The organism is Pseudomonas sp. NY11955 (genome assembly GCF_048068035.1).
Taxonomy (GTDB): domain Bacteria; phylum Pseudomonadota; class Gammaproteobacteria; order Pseudomonadales; family Pseudomonadaceae; genus Aquipseudomonas.
Genome location: NZ_JBLUPS010000006.1, coordinates 21874 through 43042 on the forward strand (window position 1 = coordinate 21874; position 21169 = coordinate 43042).

The following is a 21169-nucleotide window of genomic DNA, read 5'->3' on the forward strand; positions in this document are numbered from 1 at the left end:
CTGAGAGGCCGCCTAGATGCGGTTTCCTTACAAAGATAAAAACGACCTTTCGAGCTGAAAACCATGTCCCAACCGTCGTCGCAACACCAGTTTGTCGAGAATCACACGGTCGATTACGTTCCACCTGCCGAGCGCCACGGGAAGGCGCGCGACCTGTTCACCCTCTGGTTCAGCACCAACATTGCGCCACTGCCCATCGTCACCGGCGCCATGGTGGTTCAGGTATTCCACCTGAACCTGTTGTGGGGGCTGATCGCCATCGTGCTGGGCCATCTGGTCGGCGGCGTGGTCATCGCCCTGGCCTCTGCGCAGGGACCGCAGCTGGGCATTCCGCAGATGGTGCAGAGCCGTGGCCAGTTCGGCCGCTACGGTGCCTTGCTGATCGTGTTCTTCACCGCGCTGATCTATGTCGGCTTCTTCATTTCCAACATCGTCCTGGCGGGCAAGACCATCCACGGCATCGCCCCGAGCGTGCCGATGCCTGGGGCGATCGTGATCGGTGCCCTGAGCGCCACGGCCATAGGCGTGATCGGCTACCGCTTCATTCATATCCTCAACCGCATCGGTACCTGGGTGATGGGGTCGGCGCTGCTGGCAGGCTTCATCATGATGTTCGCCCAGGAGCTGCCGGCCGACTTCTTCAGCCGTGGCGCGTTCAACCTGTCGGGCTTCATCGCCACCGTGTCGTTGGGCACCATCTGGCAGATCAGCTTCTCGCCGTACACCTCCGACTACTCGCGCTACCTGCCGCGTGAAGTGGGTATTGCCAAGCCGTTCTGGGCCACCTACTTCGGCGCCACACTGGGCACCATCCTGTGCTTCAGCTTTGGTGCGGTGGCGGTGTTGTGCGTGCCGCAAGGTACCGACGCGATGGACGCGGTCAAGCAGGCCACCGGCTGGCTGGGCCCGATCCTGATGGTGCTGTTCCTGCTCAACATCATCAGCCACAACGCCCTCAACCTGTATGGCGCGGTGCTGTCGATCGTCACCGCGATCCAGACCTTCATGGCCGAGTGGACGCCGAGCATAAAGGTGCGGGTGATCCTGGCGTCGGTGATTCTGGTTGGCTGCGGTATGGTTGCGCTGAACGCTTCGGCGGACTTCATCGGCCACTTCATCGGGCTGATCCTGGCACTGCTGTTGGTGCTGGTGCCGTGGGCTTCGATCAACCTGATCGACTTCTACCTGATCAAGAAGGGCCAGTACGACATCGCCTCGATCTTCAGTGCGGATGGTGGCATCTATGGCCGCTTCAACCACCACGCAATCATTGCCTATGCCTGCGGCATCCTGGTGCAGTTGCCGTTTGCCAATACGTCGCTGTATGTGGGGCCGTATTCCAACATCGTCGAAGGTGCCGACTTGTCCTGGCTGTTCGGGCTGATCGTCACGGTGCCGCTGTATTACTGCCTGGCGACCCGTGGCAAGGCGGGTGAGAAGGCGGGGCGGGTTGTGAGTGTCAATGACTGATAGGGCGTCGTTGCTGTAACGGGGGCTGCTTTGCAGCCCATTCGCAGCACAAGGCTGCTCCTACAGGGGTAGCGTTCTGCTCCTGTAGGAGCAGCCTTGTGCTGCGAACGGGCCGCAAAGCGGCCCCAGCGCTTGCAGATCAAACCTTGAACTGCGCCACCATGCCATTCAGGTCCACCGCCAACCGCGACAAATCCTGTGCCGCCGCACTGGTCTGGTTGGCCCCCGCCGACGTCTGCATCGCCAGATCACGAATGTTCACCAGGTTGCGGTCCACCTCCCGCGCCACCTGTGCCTGTTCCTCGGACGCACTGGCAATCACCAGGTTGCGCTGATTGATCGATGCAATCGCTTCGGCAATCACTTCCAACGCTTGGCCTGCGCCTTGCGCCACTTCCAGCGTCCCCGTGGCGCGTCCCTGGCTGCTATGCATCGCCATCACCGCACGCTCGGTACCGTTCTGGATGCCTGCGATCATCTGCTCGATCTCTGCCGTCGACTGCTGGGTGCGGTGGGCGAGGGCGCGGACCTCGTCGGCCACCACGGCAAAGCCACGGCCCGCCTCGCCAGCGCGAGCCGCTTCGATGGCGGCGTTCAGCGCCAGCAAGTTGGTCTGCCCGGCAATCGCGCCAATCACATCCAGCACGCGGCTGATTTCGTTGGCATTGCTGGCCAACTGTTCGATCTCGGCCGAAGTGCCGGTCACGTCAGCCACCAGGTGCTGGATGGACGCCAGTGCCTGGTTGACCCGGTCGCGGCCATCGCGGGTAGTCTGGTCGGCGCCTTTCGAGGCGTCGGCCGTGCTGACCGCATTGTTCGCCACTTCCTCGACCGCTGCGGTCATCTGGTTGACGGCCGTGGCCGCCTGGTCGATTTCCGCGCTCTGCTGGTGAAGGCCACGGCTGGTGTCCTCGGTGACGGTGTGCAGTTCTTCCGAGGCCGAGGCCAGTTGGTCGGACGAAGCCGCGATCTTGCGCAGGGTGTCGCGAAGGCTGTCCTGCATGCGGCCCAAGGCACGCAGCAGCAAGGCTGGCTCGTCACGGCCGGTGACCCGGATTTCCCGCGTGAGGTCGCCGGTGGCCACACGCTCGGCGACAGCCACGGCATCGGCCAGCGGCACCACGATACTGCGGGTAAGCACGGTGGCAATGGCGGCCAGGGCAAGCATGATCAGCAGTAACGAGAGGATCATGGCAGTAAATGCCTCGTCGGCCACATCGCTGCTGCGCTGCGAGGCATCGTCGGCACCCTTGCTGTTGTAGGCGATCAGCGCCGTCAAGGCTTTCATCATGCTGTCGGCACGCTGGGTGAGTGGGCCGCCGATTTGCTGCTTGGCCTCGCTCATGCTGCCGGCAGCAATGTCCTGCAGCACCTTCACCTGCAGCTCGAAGTACTGCTGGTAGGCGTGGTTGAAAGTATTGAACAGGGCGCGGTCTTCGGCCTCGATGATGGTATCGGCGTAGTCGTTCAGCCCATCCTTGAGCTCGGCATTGACGCCTTCGAGCAACTGCAGGTTGCGCGTGCGTTCGGCGGGGTTGTCGTCCAGCGCTGCACGCAGGGTGACGGCGCGGGAGCGCCCGAGGTTGCTGCTGATGTCACCCAACGCCACCACGGCGGGCATCCAGGTGACCCGAATCTCGTCGGTGGCCTTGTCCATCTGGCGGGTTTCGTAGAGTGCGATAAGGCCCATGAACAGGACCAGGATGCCCAACAGGGCGAATACGCTGGCAGCGCGAATGCCGATCTTCATATTCCGTAACTGCATGGAATGCTCCTTGACGGTGGCGTGCAGGCCTCAGGAGCTTGGACGGAAAAGCCGGAACACCGGTATGGCGCCAGGCTCTTGATGCGCTGCGGATTGAATTGTGTGCCTCACCCTCGTGAATACTTTTTGATTTCAATGATGCCATATTGCCATCATTACTGAACAGCCATTCAACGTAACGACATAATTGACAAAACCGTCACTTTTTGACGGTTTTGTCAGGTTCTGCTGTTAAACGATCGCAATCATCGGGTCGGCAGCGGCCAGGGCCAAGGCCCGATCTGCTGCTGGCGGGTAGATCCACACCGAGTTGATCTGACGCTTGAGTTCCTTGCCTTCCTGGCCCTGCAGTTTCAACTCGCGCTCCCAACCTTCGCTGTACGCCGCGCCCCATTCACCCAGGTCCAGGCAGGTCACGTACTTGGGCTGGCGGTACACCACCGGCGCCACTCCAAGCAGGTCGGCCATGGCGTTGTTGCCGCTGTGGCGGCCCATGGGGATGGCGTGCTGGCAGGTCATCAGGGCGTGGTTGCCGATTTCATCCACGGCCGCCCAGGCGGTATCACCGGTGGCATAGATGTGCTGCTGGCCAATCACCTTGAGGTGATCGTCGACCTTGAGCCGGCCAAAGTTGTCACGTTCGCCGGCAACCTGTGCCGTCAGCGGGCTGGCCTTGACGCCGACGGTCCAGATCACGGTGTTGCTGGCGATGTAGTCGCCGTTGTCGAGGGTGACCCCGCCTGCATCCACGGCCACCACCGAGGTGCCAGTCAGCCACTCCACGCCAGCCAGTTGCGAGGCGGCAACGATCGACGGCTTGATGCCCGCGCCAAGCGCCGCGCCGATGCTGGCGCCACGGTCTACCAGCAGCACCCGCACATCGTCGTCACCGAGGATGGCGCGCAGCCGGGCGGGCATTTCGGTGGCCGTTTCGATGCCGGTGAAACCGCCGCCGCAGACCACTACGGTATTGCGGGCAGGCGAAGCGGGCAGGGCGGCCAGGCCCGTCAGGTGCTGCTCAAGGCGCACGGCCGACTCCATCTGGTCGACGTCGAAGGTGTGCTCGGCAAGGCCCGGCACTGCTGGGCGTGCGACCTGGCTGCCCGCTGCAAGGATAAGGCGGTCGTAGCTGATCTGCTGACGCTGGCCTTGGCTGTCGGTGTAGCTGACGCTGCGCGCATCGGCGTCGATGGCTTCGGCGTTGCCGGTGATGAAGCGTACGCCCACGGCCTCGAACAGTTCACCCACGGGGGCCTTCAAGGTGTGTGCGTTGGCCTCGTAGAAGCGCGGGCGAATGCGCAGCTCCGCTTGCGGGGCGAGCACGCTGATGCTCAGGTCGTCGCGCTGGGCTTGGTCGAGCAGGCGGGCGGCGCTCAGGGCGCTCCAGACACCGGCAAAGCCGGCACCGATGATCAGGATGTTCGATTTCATGAAGGTGCTCCGCAAGGTTCGAAGAGGGCTTCGAGGGCCAGTTGTGTGGCCTTCGAATAACTACGACTATATCGGTCGTAGTTTATTTTCACAAGCCCTTCCGATGGCGGGGCGACGAATGCGAGCCAGGGCCTGCAGCAACCACTAGGGTGCGGCAGAGACGTCTTTCTGACCGTTAGCCGTCAATGCTGCCTGGACGACCCCTTGGGTTTTCATACGCTTCACGAAGTGCCTGACATAGGCTGCGGCCGCTTGACGACCCCGGGGGACCGCCATCGCCTGGCGGATGGACGTGAAAGCGTCGGCCAGCACCCGATAACGACTGTCAGCATCGGCGATGCTCTGCAGGGGCTGCCTGACACCCGCCGCCGCATCCAGTGCCAAGGCATGGAATGCATCCACTGCTGCGGCTGAGGTTTCCGCCCGTACCAACTGTGCATGCTTGAGCGTGCGTGTCAGGTACAGGTCGTACGCGGCGCCCTGGCCGACTGCGAGCTTCAGGCCTGGCTGATCGAGATCGACCACACGCCTGTATGGGGAGTCGGTTGCGACGAGATAAGTGCCTTCGATGATCACGTAGGGCTCGCTGAACGCGATCAGCGCCTCGCGTGCAGGCTCGATGGCCAGGAAAGCGATGTCCCAGGCCCCGCTTTCCAGGGCGGCGAATACTTTGCCCGCCGCATCGAACGTGATCATTGCCAACGGTACGCCCAATTCGTTGGCCAAGGCCTTCGCCAGGGTTACCGACACGCCCTCCGGCGAACCGTCCGGACCTTGCCGGGCCAGTACCGGGTTACCGAAATTGATTGCCGCGCGAAGGACGCCGGTCGGGGCCAGATCATCGATGACCTGTGGTGTGATGGGTTCGTTCTCGGTCATGACAATCTCACGCAAGGGGGATGTTCTTTTTCAATGGAGCGCTTCACGCGCATTGACCACGCCAGCTAGCGGTGGACGGGTACGTGCCACCACTTTGCGAATGACGAACGGCAGAACACCGCCGTTGACCAGATAGCGAATTTCCTGAAGCGAATCGATACGTGCAACCAACTCGACTTCCTGGCGAGCGCCCGTCACTCTGTCGATGATCAAGGTAACTGTGTTATCGCCGACCTTGAGGTCGTCCAGTCCCCTGAACTCGAGGCGTTCATTGCCTTGCAGCTGCAAGTCCTCGGCTTTCGTCGTGGATTTGAACAGCAGCGCAAGGACGCCCATTCCGATCAAATTGCTGCGATGGATGCGCTCGATGCTTCGGGCGATGACCGCCTTGACGCCTAGCAGTGCTTGAGCCTTGGCGGCCCAGTCTCGGCTCGACCCCGCGCCATAGTTGACCCCGGCGAATATCACCAGCGGCGTCTGCCGGCCCGCGTAGCTTTTCGCTGCCTCATACACAGGCAGGCATTCGCTGTGATCGGCGTTCCAGGCCCAGGCGCCTTCGCCCGGTTGTTCATCGCCCAACAACAGGTTCCTGACGGTTGCGTTGGTGAATGCCCCGCGCAGCATCACTTCATGGTTGCTGCGCCGTGTGGAGTACTGATTGAGGTCTTGGGCGGCCTGCCCATGCTCCAACAACCACTGGCCCGCCAGGCTTCTCGCTGGGATGGCGCCGGCCGGGGAAATATGGTCGGTGGTGATGTTGTCGCCCAGCACCAGCAATGTGCGTGCGCCTTTGATTGCCAGGCTGGCATTGACTTGGGCCGCCACCCCAGCGAGGTATTCAGGACGACGCAAATAGGTCGAATCGGCGCACCAGGGAAAATGCACGCTTCCGTCTGCGGATAACGCTTGCCAGTGGTGGGAGCCGTCCCAGATCGTCGCGAGGCGTTGCTGGAAAAACGCTGGCTTGACCACTTCGCTGACCTGAGCGGCGATCTCGGCATCGCTGGGCATCAGGTCCCGCAGGTAAACCGGCTCGCCGTTGCGGCTTTGGCCCAAGGCTTGGGTTTCAAGGTCGATGTCGATGGTCCCCGCGATGGCATAGGCGACGCACAGCGCCGGAGAGGCCAGATAGCCCGCCGACACTTTCGGGTTGACCCGGCCTTCGAAATTTCGGTTGCCGGACAGCACCACCACGCCCTTCAAACCTTGATCGACGAACACTTCGACATGTTCTTCGAGCTTCCCCGAGTTGCCGATGCAGGTCATGCAGCCGAACCCCGCAAGGTCGAACCCAAGTGCCGAGAAGGCTTCGAGTAAACCGGCCTCGGTCAGATAATCAGCCACCACGCGTGAGCCAGGTGACAATGACGTCTTCACCCAGGGTTTGCGTTTGAGCCCCAGCGCGTGAGCATTGCGGGCAAGCAGGCCGGCCTGGATCATCAGCGCGGGGTTGGCGGTGTTGGTGCAGCTGGTAATGGCCGCCATTACCACGGCGCCGTGGGTGATCGGTTGGTGAAACGCCGGTTCGTAGAAGCGTCGCTCGGCAGGCCCCACGATCAGCTGTTCCCCGCCCATGACGTCGCTGCAAAAGGATGCACCGGCATTGGCCAGGCTGCGCCGCTGATGGGGTTGGAAAGGCCCCGCGACGCTGGGCTCGATACTGGCAAGGTCCAGCTCGATCAATTCGTCGAACTGCGGCTCGGCGATCTCGTCACGCCGCCATAACGGTTGTGCGTTCATGTAGTGCACGACTTTTTCACGCAGCGCTGGCGGGCGTGAAGTCAGCTCCAGGTACGACAGTGTTTCAGCGTCAAACGGAAAGAACACAACCGTGGCGCCGTATTCAGGCGCCATGTTGGCAACCGTTCCCCGCGCCGCCCAGCTCAAAGCGGCAAGGCCCGGCCCGGTGAACTCGACGAATTTGCCTACCAGCGAACGTTTGCGCAGGCGTTCGGCCACGTGCAGCGACAGGTCCGTAGCCGTGACGCCCGGACGCAGGCTGTTGACCACACGAATGCCGATCACTTGGGGAAAACGCAGGGTAACCGCTTCGCCGACCATCGCCGCCTGGCCTTCAAGCCCTCCCACGCCCCAGCCCAACACGCCGATGGCATTGATCATGGGGGTATGGCTGTCGGTCGCGACCATGTCGTCCGGGTGGAGCATCCGTTGGCCATTTTCCATGGGTGTTTCCCACACCACCTGCGCCAGCGCTTCCATGTTCATCTGGTGGATGATGCCTGTACCTGGCGGGATCACGCTGAAGTTGTCCAGGCTCTTTTGCGCCCACTTGATGAAGCGATAACGCTCAGTATTGCGGCGAAAATCGATGCTCAGGTTCTGCTCGACCGCATCCGCTTCTGCGAAATGCTCGACGATAACCGAGTGGTCGATCGTCAGGACCGCGGGGATCAGCGGGTTCATCGCATTCGGGTCGCCGCCCAGCTCTGCTACCACATCCCGCATACCGGCGAAGTCGGCCAGTGCCGGCAGGCAGGTAGTGTCGTGGAACATCAGGCGGTTGGGCTGGAAGGGCACCTCGCAGTCCGGGCCTTCGCCTACGGCTCGCTTCAGCACCGAGGGGAGTGCTGCAGGTGAACAACGCGCGACGTTTTCCAGCAGGATGCGTATCGAGTAGGGCAGCTTCTCTACCTGTGAAGGCTGCAGCATCTTGTGCAGGTCGACGTAGGCGAAAACCTCGTTGCCGATGACAAGATGATTGAGGAAGTCAGGTACAGGCTCGGTCATGCTTTGCAAGCTCCAGGCAGGTGAGGTCGTAGCGAGAGTGGAAGTCCTTGAATCGGCTGCCTTGTTCAGGCTTTGCGTCTACGACCGCGTAGCACTGGGTGAGCACGCGCACCACTGTTCACGTTGACCGAGCGCTCCCAGGTCACCTGGTCTTCTTCAAAGGTGCAGCGCACGGTGTCGCGGAAAGCGCTGGCGACGTAGATCCACTGCATTTCCAGCGTTGTCGGGGTCACCCAGCGAGCACCGGCAATCACCGCCTCGTCCTTGAAGGTGTAGCCATGGTGCAACTCGCTACCCGGCATATCGGTGGTGCCTTGGTGCCAACGGTTCAACCCAGTGGCAATCCGGTGAGTGCCCGCGCTATCGGCCAGGTCGATGATCACCGTGTCTGCATCGAAGGCGAACCTGAGCCCTGTAATGCCCAGGTCGTTGGCCTCGATATCAACGTCGAAGGTGGCTGGCGTGCTGAAAGGCGAGGGCGCCTCGGAGCGTAGGTCAGGCACCTGACGCATGGCGTCGAGACGTTGCTGCAGGCGTTTGTCTGCGTCGTTTGCAGGTTCAGTGGTATCGACAAAAGCGGCCGGGAAGTGCCGCTCGATGTAGGGGATGATTTGCGCCGAGTTCTTCATGGCGCCAACCAGCGCCAGCGTCGCACCACTGCCTGGAAAGACGATCGCCATTTGCACGAAGACGCCGACAGCGCAGTAAGCGCCCAGGGGTTTGATCGCCCAGTGATACCCGTACTTGCTGTCGGGGGCACCCTGTGGGCGAGTCGCGGCTTGCACCCATTCATTCGACAAGATGCGTCGACCTTCCCAGAGGCCTCCCTGAGCGTGGAGGATGCCCAGCTTGAGCATGGACGCCGGGGTGGCCGTCAAGCCGTTGCCGCCCGGGTTGATCCCGTCCGGGCCAACGGCCCAGTGTTCGCCGGCGATGCCCAGGGGTTCGAACAGCCGAGGGCGCAGGTAGTCGTGCAGGGTTTGGCCGGTGACCTTGGTCACGATGGCCGACAGCATGTAGCTGGCAGCGCTCGTATAGACGTACTGGCTGCCAGGCTCGAACGCCAGTGGAATCTTGAAGAACTCGGTGATCCAACTGCTGTCGATGGCACGCCAGACCGAACCAGAGGTGTTGGCTTGATGGCCGGTGCGCATTGTCAGCAAGTGTTCGACGGTCATGCTCGGCAAGCGTGGGTCGATGTTGGCGGGGATGTGTTCCGGAAAGAACGAGATCACCGTATCGCTCAGTTGCAACAAGCCTTCGTCACGGGCAAGGCCAATGGCGCACGCCGTGAAGCTTTTCGCCACCGAGTGCAGAATTCTTGGCCGTTCAGGGGTATAAGGCCACTTCCAGCCCTCAGCCGCTACTCGGCCGTTACGGTGCAGGATCATACCGTGCAGATCCAGCCCGGCGTTTTCGACGTCATCGAGAAAGGCGATGATGCGATCAGGGTCGATCCCGCTCTCGCTGGCCGTCGCGCGGGGCAGCCCGTCATGGGCTGTTGAGAGGGGAACGGCGGACAACGGCGTAGGGCGCGCAAGCATGAAGGCAAGTCTCTTGTAGGGTGGATGAGGCGATCGACAGCTAATTGCGCAGGTCAGCCTTTGGCTCGGTGGACCAGGCGCGAATAAGAAATCAGCATGCTGGTCAGCTCCTGTGTGACCTGGGTGAACGGCGAGCTGCGACGGCTGATCAGGCAAACATCGCGCGAGGCCAACGGCTCGCGGATCGGGATGGTGATCAGCGACGAAGAAAACAGTTTCATGCCGGGCAGCATGCGCGGTTCGATGGTCAGGTAATCCGATTCGGACACGATGTGCAGGATTTCCAGCAACGAGTCGGCGGTGATGGCGATCTTCGGGGGTGGCAGGCCTTCGGCCCTGAACAATTCGATCAAGCGGTTTTCGGCCCCGCCCACCACGCCTGCCGGCCGTACGCTAATCCACTGACAATCGGTCAACTCGCGTACCGAACGGGCGTGTGCCTGAGGGTGGCCCTTGCGGGCGATGATGCTGGCATCGGAACGGTAGAGGCGCTCGATCGTCAGGTCGATATCGGTGACGTTGGGGGCCAGTGGGCACATGACGAAATCGAGGCGGCCGTCGCGGATCTTCTCGATCAGCATTTTCGTCGAACCCGTGGCGACGTGAACCTGCACTTTTGGAAACTTGCGTGTGAAGCTGCTGAAGACAGGCATCAGTAGCTCGGCCAACGGTTCGGAGGTGACGCCCAGGGCGATCTGCCCCTCAGGTTCGCCTTTCCATTGCTGAATGTCTTGCAGCGCCCGATCGCAGTCCAAGGTGATTGACCGCGCCCTGATCAGGAAACTTTCGCCTGCCGGCGTCAGGGTGATCCCTTGGTTCGAGCGTGTCAGTAGAATGACCCCGAGTTCTTTTTCCAGGCTTTGTATCGATTGAGTCAATGTGCTCTGGGCAACACCCAGTTGCCGTGCCGCCGAACGAAAGCTGCCTTTCTCGACGACCGAGCAAAAGGCACGGAGATGAACCAGCGTCATGGAGCAGCGACCTCTAGGGCAAAGTGGTGATCGATTTGATCGAAGCTTATCCGAACGAATACCTGTCGAACCTATCATTCCAGGTGATCGTGATCGGTAAATATGAACCATCACCCCCCCTCGTCACTGCGCAAACCCCCGAACGGCGGGCACTTGGTTCGCATAGTCGATGACTGGCCACAGGGGTGGCCGGAAATACCGAACATGATCGGCTGGTGCGTTCTTCTCAAGCCGCTAACCGCGCCTCTAAGATCTGCCTCCATCACGGCGAACCACGTCGGACCGATGCATCAAGGGCCTTTAACCCGCCCCACAACAACAGCAACAACGACGACACCTCCACTGGCATACGCCTGGCGGAGTTAAAACAAGAACAATCATCCTGTGCCCGGCCGCGCCTTCGTCTTGAGGCCCTGCCAACGTCCGGGCCCACAGCCAAAGGTTCCTGATATGAACAAAGCTTTTCTTCTGGCCGGCGGCCTCTCAGCCGCACTGACAGCCAACGCTTGGGCGGATAACACGTTGACCGTGGCCTTGAACGCCGACATTCGCAGTACCGAGCCTGGTGTCAACCGTGATACCAACTCGGACGCGGTGATGCTGCACTTGACCGAAGGCCTGGTGGCCTTTCGCGAGGATGCCAGCGTCGGGCCCATGCTGGCGAAGGATGTACAGGTGTCCGAAGACGGCTTGCGCTACACCTTCCATTTGCGTGAAGGCGTGAAGTTTCAAAATGGTGCGCCGTTGACCGCCGCAGAGGTACTGTGGACCTGGCGCCGCTATCTGGACCCGAAAACCCAGTGGCGTTGCATCGGTGCATTCGATGGCAGCGGTGGTACCAAGGTGGTCGATATCTCGGCCCCCGATCCTTTGACCGTGGTGTTCACGCTCGACAAGCCTAGCGGGCTTTTCCTGGCCAGCTCGGCGTTGCCGGAGTGTGGAGGCAGCGGCATCCTGCACCCTGACTCGGTGGTGGCCGGTGCCTGGAAAGCACCGATCGGTACTGGGCCGTTCGAACTGGGGGAGTGGAAACCGGCTCAATCGATCGAGCTGCTGCGTTTTGCCGGTTACACCCCGCGTGAAGATGCCGGCCCCGATGGCTATACCGGCAACAAATCGACCATGCTCGATCGAATCAAGTTCATGGTCATCCCCGACCCTGCGGCAGCCAAGGCTGCGCTGTTGTCGAAAAATGTCGACATGCTGGTGGATGTCACGCCGATGGATGCCAACGAGTTGGCGTCGATCCCGCGTGTGAAGATTTCCTCCAGTGGCACCATGTCGATCAGCGCGTTGTTGTTCCAGACCCGGGACCCGCTCCTCAAGGATGTGCGTTTGCGCGAAGCGATCGCCTACTCGCTGGACACCACGCAAATTGTCGCTGCGCTCACCGACAACCGTTCGAAGGCCAATCCGTCGATGGTCGCCGTGGGCAGCGAATACCATCAGGCAGTGGAGGACCAGGGGTATGGCTATGACCCGGTGAAGGCCCGTCGCCTGCTTGCCGAGGCCGGGTACAAAGGTCAGCCGATCAAGCTGCTGGTGAATAAACGCTATCCCTCGATCTTCGACATGGGCGTATTCGCGCAGGCCATGGCCAAGGAGAGCGGGATCAATCTCGAACTGGAGACGCTGGAGTGGGGTACTCAGTTGGAGCGTTACCAGACCGGTAACTACCAGATGATGGCGTTTCCTTACTCCGAGCGACTGGACCCGGCACTGAGTTTTGACTCGGTCACCGGTGACAAGGACAAGGAGCCGCGCAAAGTCTGGGATAACCCGAAAGCCCGGGAGTGGCTGGCCGAGGCCATGCGTGAATCGGACCCGGCCAAGCGCCAGGTGCTGTTCGATCAACTGCATCGGCAGATGATCGAGGATGTGCCGCTGATCGTGATGTACAACGGCAACTCGATCTCGGCGCACCGCGATTATGTACAAGGGCTTCGTCCGTGGCCGGTCTCGAAACCTCGGTTGTGGACCGTCAATCTTCAAGCGGGGAAATCCTGATCATGATGCGGTTCATTCTGCAACGGTTGGCCATGTCGCTGCCGACGCTGTTACTCATCTCCTTGATGGTATTCGCGATCATTCGCATGGTCCCAGGTGATCCGGCACTGCTCATGCTGGGTGATATGGCCGACGCCCAGAGCCTGGCGGCAACCCGTGAGGCACTTGGGCTGGACCAGCCCATGGTGATGCAGTTCGTGATCTGGCTAAAAGCAGTGTTCAGTGGTGACCTGGGTTTCTCCATCACCACCAATCAGGCTGTGTTGCCATTGCTCCTCGATCGCTTCAGCGTCAGTGCCAGCATCGTGCTGGTGTCGGTATTGATCGCGGCCCTGATCGCCGTGCCGTTGGGTTTGTTGGCGGCCTGGAAGCAGAACAGCGGGCTGGACTTGGGTGTCGTGGCGGGCGCGACTTTGCTGCTATCGATCCCCAGCTTCTGGTTGGGGCTACTGCTGTTGTATGGCTTTGGCATCAAGCTGGGTTGGTTGCCGGTGGTGGGTTATGTCGCGTTCAGCGATAACCCGTGGCAGGCGCTCAGTTACATCGTCTTGCCCATCGTCACCTTGACCCTGGTCGAACTTGGCGCGATTACCCGCATGGCGCGCGCCAGCGCCGTCGAAGTGCTGCGGTTGGAGTACATCACCCATGCTCGGGCCAAGGGCCTTTCCGAGCGTGCGGTGTTGTGGCGCCACGCCTTGCGCAATGCCTTTGCCCCCACGCTGACGTTGATCGGCTTGATCCTCGGCAACCTGCTAGGCGGCATTGCGGTCCTGGAAACCGTGTTCACCTTGCCGGGCCTCGGCCGCCTGATGGTCGACTCGATCTATGCACGGGATTACCCAGTGTTGCAGGGCTGTCTGCTGCTGGTGACCTTCGTCTACGTGCTCGTCAACTTGTTGGTCGATCTCCTTTATCCGCTCTTCGATCCCAGGGTCAAGCTATGAACAAGCCCGTTTCTTCTCCTCCTTGTTTCGTGCCTGTACCGCCAGTCGCCACACCGCGTCGGCGCTCACGCAGCCGGATGCCCTTGAACGGCATGATCGGTGGCGGGCTGCTCGTACTGTTGATCGCCATGGCGCTGCTGGGGCTGGTGTGGACTCCGTCCGACCCTTTGGCGCTGAACCTGATGGCACGTTTGCAGGCGCCTTCATTTCAGCATTGGCTGGGCACCGACGAATACGGCCGCGATGTGCTCAGCCGCTTGATGATCGGTGCGCACACCAGCCTCTGGATCAGCTGGCTCACGGTCAGCCTGGCCGTCATCGCCGGTACTTTCCTGGGGCTGCTCGCGGGGTTCATGCGCGGCTGGGTCGACCGCATCCTGATGATGATCAACGATGCCTTGCTGGCATTCCCCGGCATCCTGCTGGCGCTTGGCTTGATGGCGATCATCGGCCCGAGCCTGTATGGCATCGTGCTCGCGTTGAGCCTGGCGTACACACCGTCGGTGGTTCGTGTGGTGCGCGGCAGCGTGTTGTCGCTGCGTGAGAAAGAGTTCGTTGAAGCCTCCCGCGTGATCGGTAACTCGGAGCTTTACACCATGCTGCGGCACATCGCGCCCAATTGCGTGGCGCCAATCTGCGTGCTCGCCACCAGCATGTTCGGCTGGGCCATTCTCGCTGAAAGCGCCTTGAGCTTCCTCGGCCTCGGTGTCCCGCCACCGGCCGCAACCTGGGGCAACATGCTTGCAGCGAGCCGCCCTTACATCGCCACCGCCAGCTGGCTCGGGTTGTTTCCCGGCGTTTTGATTGCCCTGTCGTTGTTGGCCTTCAACCTTTCTGGCGATGCGCTGCGCGATCGCCTCGACCCGCGGATGAGGAAATGATCATGGCGGCAACCGATAATTTGTTGGCCGTGGAAAACCTGAAGATTCGGGTTGGCCCGGAAGGCTCGCTGGCCGTGGACGATCTGAGTTTCACCATCGCCCCCGGTGAAATCGTTGCGTTGGTGGGTGAGTCCGGCAGTGGCAAGACCATGGCGGCACGCGCGGCTATCGGCTTGCTGCCGCCACCGCTGGAACAGTGCGGTGGCGCGGTGCGCTTCCAGGGCCAGGACCTCAATGCATTGACGCCCGAAGCATTGCGCAAGATCCGCGGAGCGAAGATTGGCATGGTGTTTCAGGAGCCGATGGTCTCGCTGAATCCATCGCTGACCATCGGCCAGCAAATGGCGGAAGGTTTGCGCTTGCACACCGACCTGTGCGAAGAAGAAATCCGCCAGCGCTCCCTGAAGATGCTTGGCCATATTGGCATCGCCGACGCCGAGCGCTGCCTGGCGGCTTACCCCCATGAATTCTCAGGCGGCATGCGCCAACGCATCATGCTGGCTTCGGTGATGTTGCTGCGCCCGGCGCTGCTGATTGCCGATGAACCGACCACTGCGCTCGATTGCCTGGCACAGCTGGACGTGCTCAAGCTGATGCTGGACCTGACCCGCGAGCAATCCACGGCGATTCTGTTCATCAGCCACGATCTGTCGCTGGTCGCGCGCTATGCCCACAAGGTGGTGGTCATGCGCGACGGTCGGGCAGTGGAGCAGGGCAGCATCGAACGCATTTTGCTGGCCCCGCAGGCCGAGTACACCCGACAGTTGCTGGAGGCCTTGCCTCGACGCGGCGACCTGGTGCCGCTGCCACCGAGCGAGCGCCCGCTGCTGGAAGTAGAGGGCGTTTGCATCGAACATCCAGGGCCGCGCAATTTCTGGGGCCGTAGCCAATACAAGCGGGTGGTGCATTCAGCCAGCTTGACCATCGCACCGGGTGAGACCCTGGCGCTGGTGGGGGGCAGCGGGTCGGGCAAGACCACCCTCGGGCGCGCGGTGGTCGGGCTGGTGCGCCCTTGCGAAGGGGCCATTCGTTTCGAAGGGGTCGATATTCTCAAGGCGGGCAACCGCGAACACCGTCTGCAATGCCAGATGATTTTCCAGGACCCGTTTTCTTCCCTGGACCCACGAATGAAAATCGGCGAAATCCTCGCCGAGCCCCTGCGTCACGAGCACCGCCTCGACGCGCAGCAACGGCACGAACGCGTTCGCAAGACCTTGATCGACGTGGGCCTGGCCGAGCATTTCGTCGACCGCTTCCCGCATCAACTTTCGGGCGGTCAACGCCAGCGCGTAGCAATCGGCCGTGCGCTGGTGCGCCACCCTCGGTTGGTGATCGCCGACGAGCCGATTTCGGCGCTGGACATGACCATCCAGAAGCAGATCCTGGAGTTGTTCGAGCGGCTGCAGGCGCAGTATGGCTTTGCCTGCCTGTTCATCTCCCACGACCTGGCAGCGGTCGAGCGCATTGCCCATCGGGTCGCGGTCATGAGCCAGGGGAAGGTCGTCGAGGTGGGCACCCGCGAGGAAATCTTCGATCGCCCGCAACACCCTTACACACGAAAACTACTGGCTGCGGCCAGCCCTCTGGAAAAGCTGGCCGGCGGTGGTTATCGCATTCGGCCAAGGCCCGCCGTTGCCGTGATGTAACCCGACAACAGTGACCGCATCGCGCAAATCGATGATTTGCGCGAACGGCGAAGCCATGCCCAAAAAACAACATTCTTCAACCCATTGATCTGCCAGGAGCCAACAATATGAAAAAATCCCTGACTCAATTAATGACCGGCCTTAGCGTTGTCGGTACCGGCTGTATCCCGGGCATGGCCCAGGCCGAGTTCTTCAAGGACAGCAGCGCGTCGCTGGACATGAAGAACTATTACTTCAACCGTGATTACCGCGAAGACGCTACGCAGTCCAAGCGTGAAGAGTGGGCGCAAGGTTTCATCCTCGACGTGAAGTCCGGGTACACCGAAGGCGTCGTGGGTTTTGGTGTGGACACTGTCGGCATGCTGGGAATAAAGCTCGACTCCAGCCCCGATCGTTCGGGTACCGGTTTGCTTAACCGTGGCAGTGACAAGCGTGCTTACGATGAGTACTCCAAGCTTGGCGTGACCGGCAAGGCACGCCTTGCCAAGAGTGAACTGCGAGTGGGGTACCTGGTGCCCAACTTGCCGACGCTGCAGCCCAATACCAGCCGGTTGTTCCCGCAGTCGTTCAGCGGTACGCAGCTCATTTCCAACGACCTCAAGGATCTGACCTTGAGCCTGGGTCAGCTCGATCAGTTCAAGGATCGGGACTCCACCGACTACGAAGACATGCGCCTGACGGCGCAGAACAAGGCCTACAAGAGTACCGCGTCCAGTGATCGGTTCCGCTACGGTGGCGGCGATTACAAACTCACCCCCAACACTCTCGTGAGCTACCACTACGCGCAGTTGGAAGACATTTACGGTCAGCATTATGTCGGCCTGAAAAACAGCTTTGCCCTCGGTGCCGGAACGGTGAAAACCGACGTGCGCTATTTCGATGCCGATGAAGATGGCTCCGGCCTGGCCGGCAAGGTCGACAACCGCGCATTGAGTACCCGGCTGACCTGGAGCTGGGGCGGACACAGCATTGGCGGCGGCTACCAGAAACAACTGGGCAGCACACCGTTTACCTACGTCGACGGCGCGGTCACGTACCTGTTCACCGAATACCAGCTGGGTAACTTTTCGCAGACCAAAGAGCGCGCGTGGCATGCGCGTTATGACTATGACTTCGCAGCGCTTGGTGTGCCGGGTTTGCTCTTCTCCACGCGTTACGCCAAAGGCGATCAGGCCGAGATCATCGGCTTCGACGGCGAGGGACGCGAGTGGGAACGGGATCTCGATATTTCCTATGTCGTGCAGAGCGGACCGTTGAAAGGTGTTTCGGTGCGTTGGCGTAACGCGCAGAACAAGGGCAACTACTACAACGACACCAACGAAAACCGCTTCATCCTCGGTTACACCCTGGCCCTCTGGTAGTCGCTGCCGATGCCACCGTCACCCGGGTGTTTCGCGCCTGGCTGATGGTGGTACCGCCATGGGCGCTTGCTGATCGGTTTCACCGATCGAGATCGCCGGGGCCGCCCTTACGGCGAATCAGAGCGTCTCTTTATGATTGCCCCAGTGGCCGTCTCACTCTTGAATTTGAGAGCTTTACCTATGGAACATCGTGAACACGTATTGCTTCAAGCGACACACGGCAGCAATCGACACATCGTCAGCGAACATTACGGACCGATCGGGCAAGGTCGCAAGGTTTACATCCAGGCAGCGCTGCACGCTGACGAGACGCCGGCCATGCTGGTAGCCACGCTTTTGCGTCGGCACCTGGCCGCCTTGGAAACGGCCAATCGGCTCAAGGACGAAATCGTTCTGGTGGCCGTGGCCAATCCGCCGGGGCTGAGCCAGTACGTCATGGGCGCGCTGAGTGGCCGTTTCGAGCTGGGCAGTGGACGTAACTACAACCGCAATTTCCCGGTTCATCACCTGGAGATCGCACAGAAGATCGAAGGTGCTCTGGGGCAGGACATCGACCGCAACCGCGAGGTGGTTCGCAGCGCCTGGGGCGAGTGCCTGACGGCCTGGGACCCGGTGGATGAATACACCTCGCTGCAACGCAGGTTGATGTTGCTGGCCCACGATGCCGATGTGGTGCTCGATCTGCATTGCTCCCGCGAAGCGACGATGCACCTGTATACCGGCGAAGAGGTATGGAGTGAAGTGGAGCCGTTGTCGCGCTACCTGGGGGCGCAGGTTTCCCTGTTGGCCAACGACTCCCAGGGTTACTCCTTCGACGAAGCGCTGTGCCTGCTGTGGACCCATCTGCAACGACGTTTCGGTGACCTGTTCCCGATTCCCAATGGCACGGTCGCGGTAACGGTAGAGCATCGCGGGCAGCGCGATGTCTCCTATGAGGTTGCCGAGCGCGATGCCGCCGCGATCATCGAGTACCTGACCCATCGCGGTGCCATCGAAGGGACGCCGTCACCTCTGCCGCCTTTGCTCAACCCGGCGACACCACTGTCCGGCAGTGAGCAGTTCTTTGCCCGGTCGGCCGGCATTTTGGTGCACCGTGTTGCCGTGGGCAGCCACGTGCAAAGCGGCCAGGCGCTGTTCGACATCGTCGACCCTCTGAGCGGTGAAACGACCACGCTCAACAGCAACACCACTGGCGTGCTCTACATGCGTCGCGAGATTCGCTATGTCAAACCGGGTGATCCCCTCGGGCGGGTTTCCGGCCCGGTGCCGATCCGCACCGGCAAGCTTCTGGGGGCCTGAAAGGCACGCCAACGGTTCGTGACAAGTGGGGCCTGGTTTTGCAAGGGCTGAGCGAACAGCGTAGAATTTGCGACAAGATTGGTCGGAGATTGATATGTCGCTGTACAGTGCTGGCGTCGAATACGGCATCCATTGCCTGCTGTTCCTGGTGGATGAACGCGGTGAATCCCGGGATTCCAGCGTGCGCGACCTGGCCGAGTTGCAGGGCGTGCCGCAGGAATACCTGGCCAAGGTCTTCACCAAGCTGGCCCGTGCCGGGCTGGTGGTCGCCACCGAAGGCGTGCGTGGCGGTTTCCGGCTGGCGCGGCCGGCGGCTGAAATCACCGTGCTGGATATCGTCAAAGCCATCGACGGGCCGAAGAAAATCTTCGATTGCCGCGAGGTGCGTGAGCGTTGCAGCCTCTTCGACGGCTCGCCGCCGGGTTGGGCGACCGAAGGCACCTGTGCGATCCATGCCGTGATGCTGAACGCGCAGAAGCGTATGGAAGAGGCATTGGCGCAGCAGACGGTTCTGGCGTTGGCGATGCGCTTCGGGCGCAAGGCTCCGGCCGAGTTCGGGCAGCAGGTCGATGCCTGGATGGGTGAGCGGCGTGAGGGTAAAGGGGCAGGGGATATACCAGTCAATCAGGTCTAAGCCTGGCGATCAGCGCCCCTCATGCTGCCGGCGATACGCCCCAGGCTGAATCCCCACTGCCTTGGCGAACGCCCGGGTAAACGCCGCCACCGACTGATACCCCACCTGCGCGCCCACCTGCTCCACGGTATGCCCCGCCTGCAGCAACTGGCTGGCATGGCGCATGCGCAACGCCAGCAGCACTTGCCCCGGCGACTGCCCGGCCAGTTCGCTGAAACGCTTGAAAAACGCCGACCGAGACAAGCCAGTGCACGCGGCCATGCTTTCCAATGTCCAGGCTTGCCCCGGCTGTTCGATCAATTGCTCCAGCAACCCGGCAAACGCCGGCTGACGGGCGAGGGCAACCAGCCCGCCCAGCGACTGGCCGGCGTGCACTTGTTGGCGGAGTACATACAGAAACAGCAGGTGGGTCAGACGCTCCAGTAGCGGCTGTGAGGGGCCGGCGTCGCGCCGGCACTCGTCCAGGATCAGCCCGAACAGCGCCCGTGCCGCACTGCCGGCGGGGTCTTCGGCGCGCAGCAATATCCAGTCCGCCAGGCCCTCGACAATCAGCGAAGACAGGCCTGGTTGAAAATGGAAGAAGCCACAGACCAGCCCAACGCCGTCGTTGGCCTCGCTGTCCAGTGCCTGCATGACCTGGCGCGGTTGGGCGCAGGCGTCGACCGGGTCCTGGTCGCTGGACAAGCGATAGGCCAGGTCGCGCAACAAGAACACCGCATCGCCCTGTTCCAGCCGCACCGGTTGCGCCTGGCCATCGATGTGCAGCCAGCACTGCCCCTGCACCACCAGGTGGAAGCTGGCCCGGCCCATGCCCTGGGTGCTGGCATGCCAGCCGCCACAGTAGCGGCCCACGTGGAACAGGCTGGCATCGAGCTCCAGGCTTTCTAATAACCAATCGACAAGGTGGCTGGACGAAATCATCTAATGCAAAGACTCAGGAGCAAGGAAAGGCGACTGATGAATATGGAGGGTAATTCTTATAACCAACAGACTGTAGTGACCCTCATCAAAGGAGACCACTTCATGTCCTCGCGCATTACTTTACACACCCTGCAGAGCGCCCCGGAAGCCGCACGCCCGTTCCTCGAGAATGCCCAGAAGAATTCCGGCTTCATCCCCAACCTGCTGGGCGTGCTGGCCAACGCCCCGGCAGCGCTGGAAACCTACGTGACCGTCTCGGCGCTCAATGGCAAATCCGACTTGAGCCTGGCCGAGCGCGAAGTGGTGCAACTGATTGCCGCCACCCAGCATGGTTGTGATTTCTGCGTGGCCGGCCACACGGCTGTGGCGCTGAACAAGGCCAAGCTGCCGCAGGAGGTGGTCGATGCCCTGCGGGCCCGTGGTGAACTGCCCGACGCCCGTTACGAAACCCTGGCCGCCTTTGCCCGCGAAGTGATCGCCACCCGCGGCAATGTCGGCGAAGGCACCTACCAGGCCTTCCGCGAAGCGGGCTTTAGCGAAGGCAACGCGCTGGAGGTGATTCTTGGCGTAAGCCTCGCAACCCTGTGCAACTTTGCTAATGTCTTTGCCCAGACGCCACTCAACGACGAGCTTGGCAAATACCGCTGGCAGCCTTCTGCGTAAAGCGG

General features: G+C 61.5%; 16 protein-coding genes. 9 read left to right on the plus strand and 7 right to left on the minus strand.

Going from position 1 to position 21169, the window contains the following annotated elements:
* The first annotated feature begins 63 nt into the window (after nt 1-63).
* Nucleotides 64-1470, plus strand: coding sequence for a purine-cytosine permease family protein (locus ACNFBR_RS13065; protein ID WP_416735277.1), 1407 nt, complete (start codon nt 64-66; stop codon nt 1468-1470).
* Between the two features lie 139 nt (nt 1471-1609).
* Here ACNFBR_RS13065 and ACNFBR_RS13070 read toward each other — a convergent pair whose 3' ends face one another.
* The 6 genes from ACNFBR_RS13070 to ACNFBR_RS13095 all read right to left on the minus strand — a co-directional run bounded on the left by ACNFBR_RS13070 (nt 1610) and on the right by ACNFBR_RS13095 (nt 10808).
* Nucleotides 1610-3235, minus strand: coding sequence for a methyl-accepting chemotaxis protein (locus ACNFBR_RS13070; protein ID WP_416735278.1), 1626 nt, complete (start codon nt 3233-3235; stop codon nt 1610-1612).
* A 231-nt stretch (nt 3236-3466) separates the two neighbouring features.
* On the minus strand, nt 3467-4666 hold the full coding sequence (locus ACNFBR_RS13075) for an NAD(P)/FAD-dependent oxidoreductase (RefSeq protein ID WP_416735279.1): 1200 nt from the start codon (nt 4664-4666) through the stop codon (nt 3467-3469).
* 144 nt (nt 4667-4810) lie between these two features.
* The gene (locus ACNFBR_RS13080; RefSeq protein ID WP_416735280.1) at nt 4811-5545 is read right to left on the minus strand and encodes a transporter substrate-binding domain-containing protein; all 735 of its coding nucleotides are present in this window, start codon (nt 5543-5545) and stop codon (nt 4811-4813) included.
* 30 nt (nt 5546-5575) lie between these two features.
* Nucleotides 5576-8293 (minus strand): aconitate hydratase AcnA, encoded by a 2718-nt coding sequence (acnA, locus tag ACNFBR_RS13085; RefSeq protein WP_416735281.1) that lies wholly within the window; start codon nt 8291-8293, stop codon nt 5576-5578.
* Nucleotides 8294-8358: 65 nt separating this feature from the next.
* A complete protein-coding gene (locus tag ACNFBR_RS13090) occupies nt 8359-9837 on the minus strand; it encodes a serine hydrolase domain-containing protein (RefSeq protein WP_416735282.1) in 1479 nt (492 codons plus the stop codon).
* A 53-nt stretch (nt 9838-9890) separates the two neighbouring features.
* Entirely contained in the window at nt 9891-10808 is a 918-nt protein-coding gene (locus ACNFBR_RS13095; protein WP_416735283.1) for a LysR substrate-binding domain-containing protein, read from the minus strand.
* Nucleotides 10809-11258: 450 nt separating this feature from the next.
* On the opposite strand from ACNFBR_RS13095, the gene ACNFBR_RS13100 reads away from it, so the two are divergent.
* From ACNFBR_RS13100 to ACNFBR_RS13130, 7 genes are all read left to right on the plus strand, one after another.
* Nucleotides 11259-12815 carry an ABC transporter substrate-binding protein gene (locus ACNFBR_RS13100; protein ID WP_416735284.1) on the plus strand — a complete coding sequence of 519 codons (1557 nt, stop codon included), beginning with the start codon at nt 11259-11261 and terminating at the stop codon, nt 12813-12815.
* A gap of 2 nt (nt 12816-12817) precedes the next feature.
* Nucleotides 12818-13759: an ABC transporter permease gene (locus ACNFBR_RS13105; protein WP_416735285.1), complete on the plus strand. Its 942-nt coding sequence runs from the start codon at nt 12818-12820 to the stop codon at nt 13757-13759.
* Nucleotides 13756-14640, plus strand: coding sequence for an ABC transporter permease (locus tag ACNFBR_RS13110; protein ID WP_416735286.1), 885 nt, complete (start codon nt 13756-13758; stop codon nt 14638-14640). Before ACNFBR_RS13105 ends, ACNFBR_RS13110 begins: the two co-directional genes overlap by 4 nt.
* Before the next feature lie 2 nt (nt 14641-14642).
* The gene (locus ACNFBR_RS13115; protein ID WP_416735287.1) at nt 14643-16286 is read left to right on the plus strand and encodes an ABC transporter ATP-binding protein; all 1644 of its coding nucleotides are present in this window, start codon (nt 14643-14645) and stop codon (nt 16284-16286) included.
* A gap of 107 nt (nt 16287-16393) precedes the next feature.
* Complete coding sequence (locus tag ACNFBR_RS13120; protein ID WP_416735288.1) at nt 16394-17647, plus strand: OprD family porin; 1254 nt, start codon at nt 16394-16396, stop codon at nt 17645-17647.
* A gap of 180 nt (nt 17648-17827) precedes the next feature.
* Entirely contained in the window at nt 17828-18946 is a 1119-nt protein-coding gene (locus tag ACNFBR_RS13125; protein ID WP_416735289.1) for a succinylglutamate desuccinylase/aspartoacylase family protein, read from the plus strand.
* Between the two features lie 94 nt (nt 18947-19040).
* Nucleotides 19041-19580, plus strand: a complete 540-nt coding sequence (locus tag ACNFBR_RS13130; protein WP_416735290.1) for an RrF2 family transcriptional regulator — start codon at nt 19041-19043, stop codon at nt 19578-19580.
* A gap of 9 nt (nt 19581-19589) precedes the next feature.
* Here the strand turns inward: ACNFBR_RS13130 and ACNFBR_RS13135 are convergent, their stop codons facing one another.
* Entirely contained in the window at nt 19590-20501 is a 912-nt protein-coding gene (locus ACNFBR_RS13135) for an AraC family transcriptional regulator (RefSeq protein ID WP_416735291.1), read from the minus strand.
* Between the two features lie 102 nt (nt 20502-20603).
* Between ACNFBR_RS13135 and ACNFBR_RS13140 the strand changes: the two genes are divergently transcribed.
* Nucleotides 20604-21164, plus strand: coding sequence for a carboxymuconolactone decarboxylase family protein (locus tag ACNFBR_RS13140; protein ID WP_416735292.1), 561 nt, complete (start codon nt 20604-20606; stop codon nt 21162-21164).
* Nucleotides 21165-21169 lie beyond the last annotated feature (5 nt).

Excerpts from the sequence above, each read along its gene's own strand:
- ACNFBR_RS13065 (WP_416735277.1), top strand. The coding sequence starts at position 64 with ATGTCCCAACCGTCGTCGCAACACCAGTTTGTCGAGAATCACACGGTC.
- acnA (WP_416735281.1), bottom strand. The coding sequence starts at position 8,293 with ATGACCGAGCCTGTACCTGACTTCCTCAATCATCTTGTCATCGGCAAC.
- ACNFBR_RS13100 (WP_416735284.1), top strand. The coding sequence starts at position 11,259 with ATGAACAAAGCTTTTCTTCTGGCCGGCGGCCTCTCAGCCGCACTGACA.
- ACNFBR_RS13095 (WP_416735283.1), bottom strand. The coding sequence starts at position 10,808 with ATGACGCTGGTTCATCTCCGTGCCTTTTGCTCGGTCGTCGAGAAAGGC.
- ACNFBR_RS13140 (WP_416735292.1), top strand. The coding sequence starts at position 20,604 with ATGTCCTCGCGCATTACTTTACACACCCTGCAGAGCGCCCCGGAAGCC.
- ACNFBR_RS13070 (WP_416735278.1), bottom strand. The coding sequence starts at position 3,235 with ATGCAGTTACGGAATATGAAGATCGGCATTCGCGCTGCCAGCGTATTC.
- ACNFBR_RS13105 (WP_416735285.1), top strand. The coding sequence starts at position 12,818 with ATGATGCGGTTCATTCTGCAACGGTTGGCCATGTCGCTGCCGACGCTG.
- ACNFBR_RS13110 (WP_416735286.1), top strand. The coding sequence starts at position 13,756 with ATGAACAAGCCCGTTTCTTCTCCTCCTTGTTTCGTGCCTGTACCGCCA.
- ACNFBR_RS13120 (WP_416735288.1), top strand. The coding sequence starts at position 16,394 with ATGAAAAAATCCCTGACTCAATTAATGACCGGCCTTAGCGTTGTCGGT.
- ACNFBR_RS13075 (WP_416735279.1), bottom strand. The coding sequence starts at position 4,666 with ATGAAATCGAACATCCTGATCATCGGTGCCGGCTTTGCCGGTGTCTGG.
- ACNFBR_RS13125 (WP_416735289.1), top strand. The coding sequence starts at position 17,828 with ATGGAACATCGTGAACACGTATTGCTTCAAGCGACACACGGCAGCAAT.
- ACNFBR_RS13115 (WP_416735287.1), top strand. The coding sequence starts at position 14,643 with ATGGCGGCAACCGATAATTTGTTGGCCGTGGAAAACCTGAAGATTCGG.
- ACNFBR_RS13135 (WP_416735291.1), bottom strand. The coding sequence starts at position 20,501 with ATGATTTCGTCCAGCCACCTTGTCGATTGGTTATTAGAAAGCCTGGAG.
- ACNFBR_RS13130 (WP_416735290.1), top strand. The coding sequence starts at position 19,041 with ATGTCGCTGTACAGTGCTGGCGTCGAATACGGCATCCATTGCCTGCTG.
- ACNFBR_RS13090 (WP_416735282.1), bottom strand. The coding sequence starts at position 9,837 with ATGCTTGCGCGCCCTACGCCGTTGTCCGCCGTTCCCCTCTCAACAGCC.
- ACNFBR_RS13080 (WP_416735280.1), bottom strand. The coding sequence starts at position 5,545 with ATGACCGAGAACGAACCCATCACACCACAGGTCATCGATGATCTGGCC.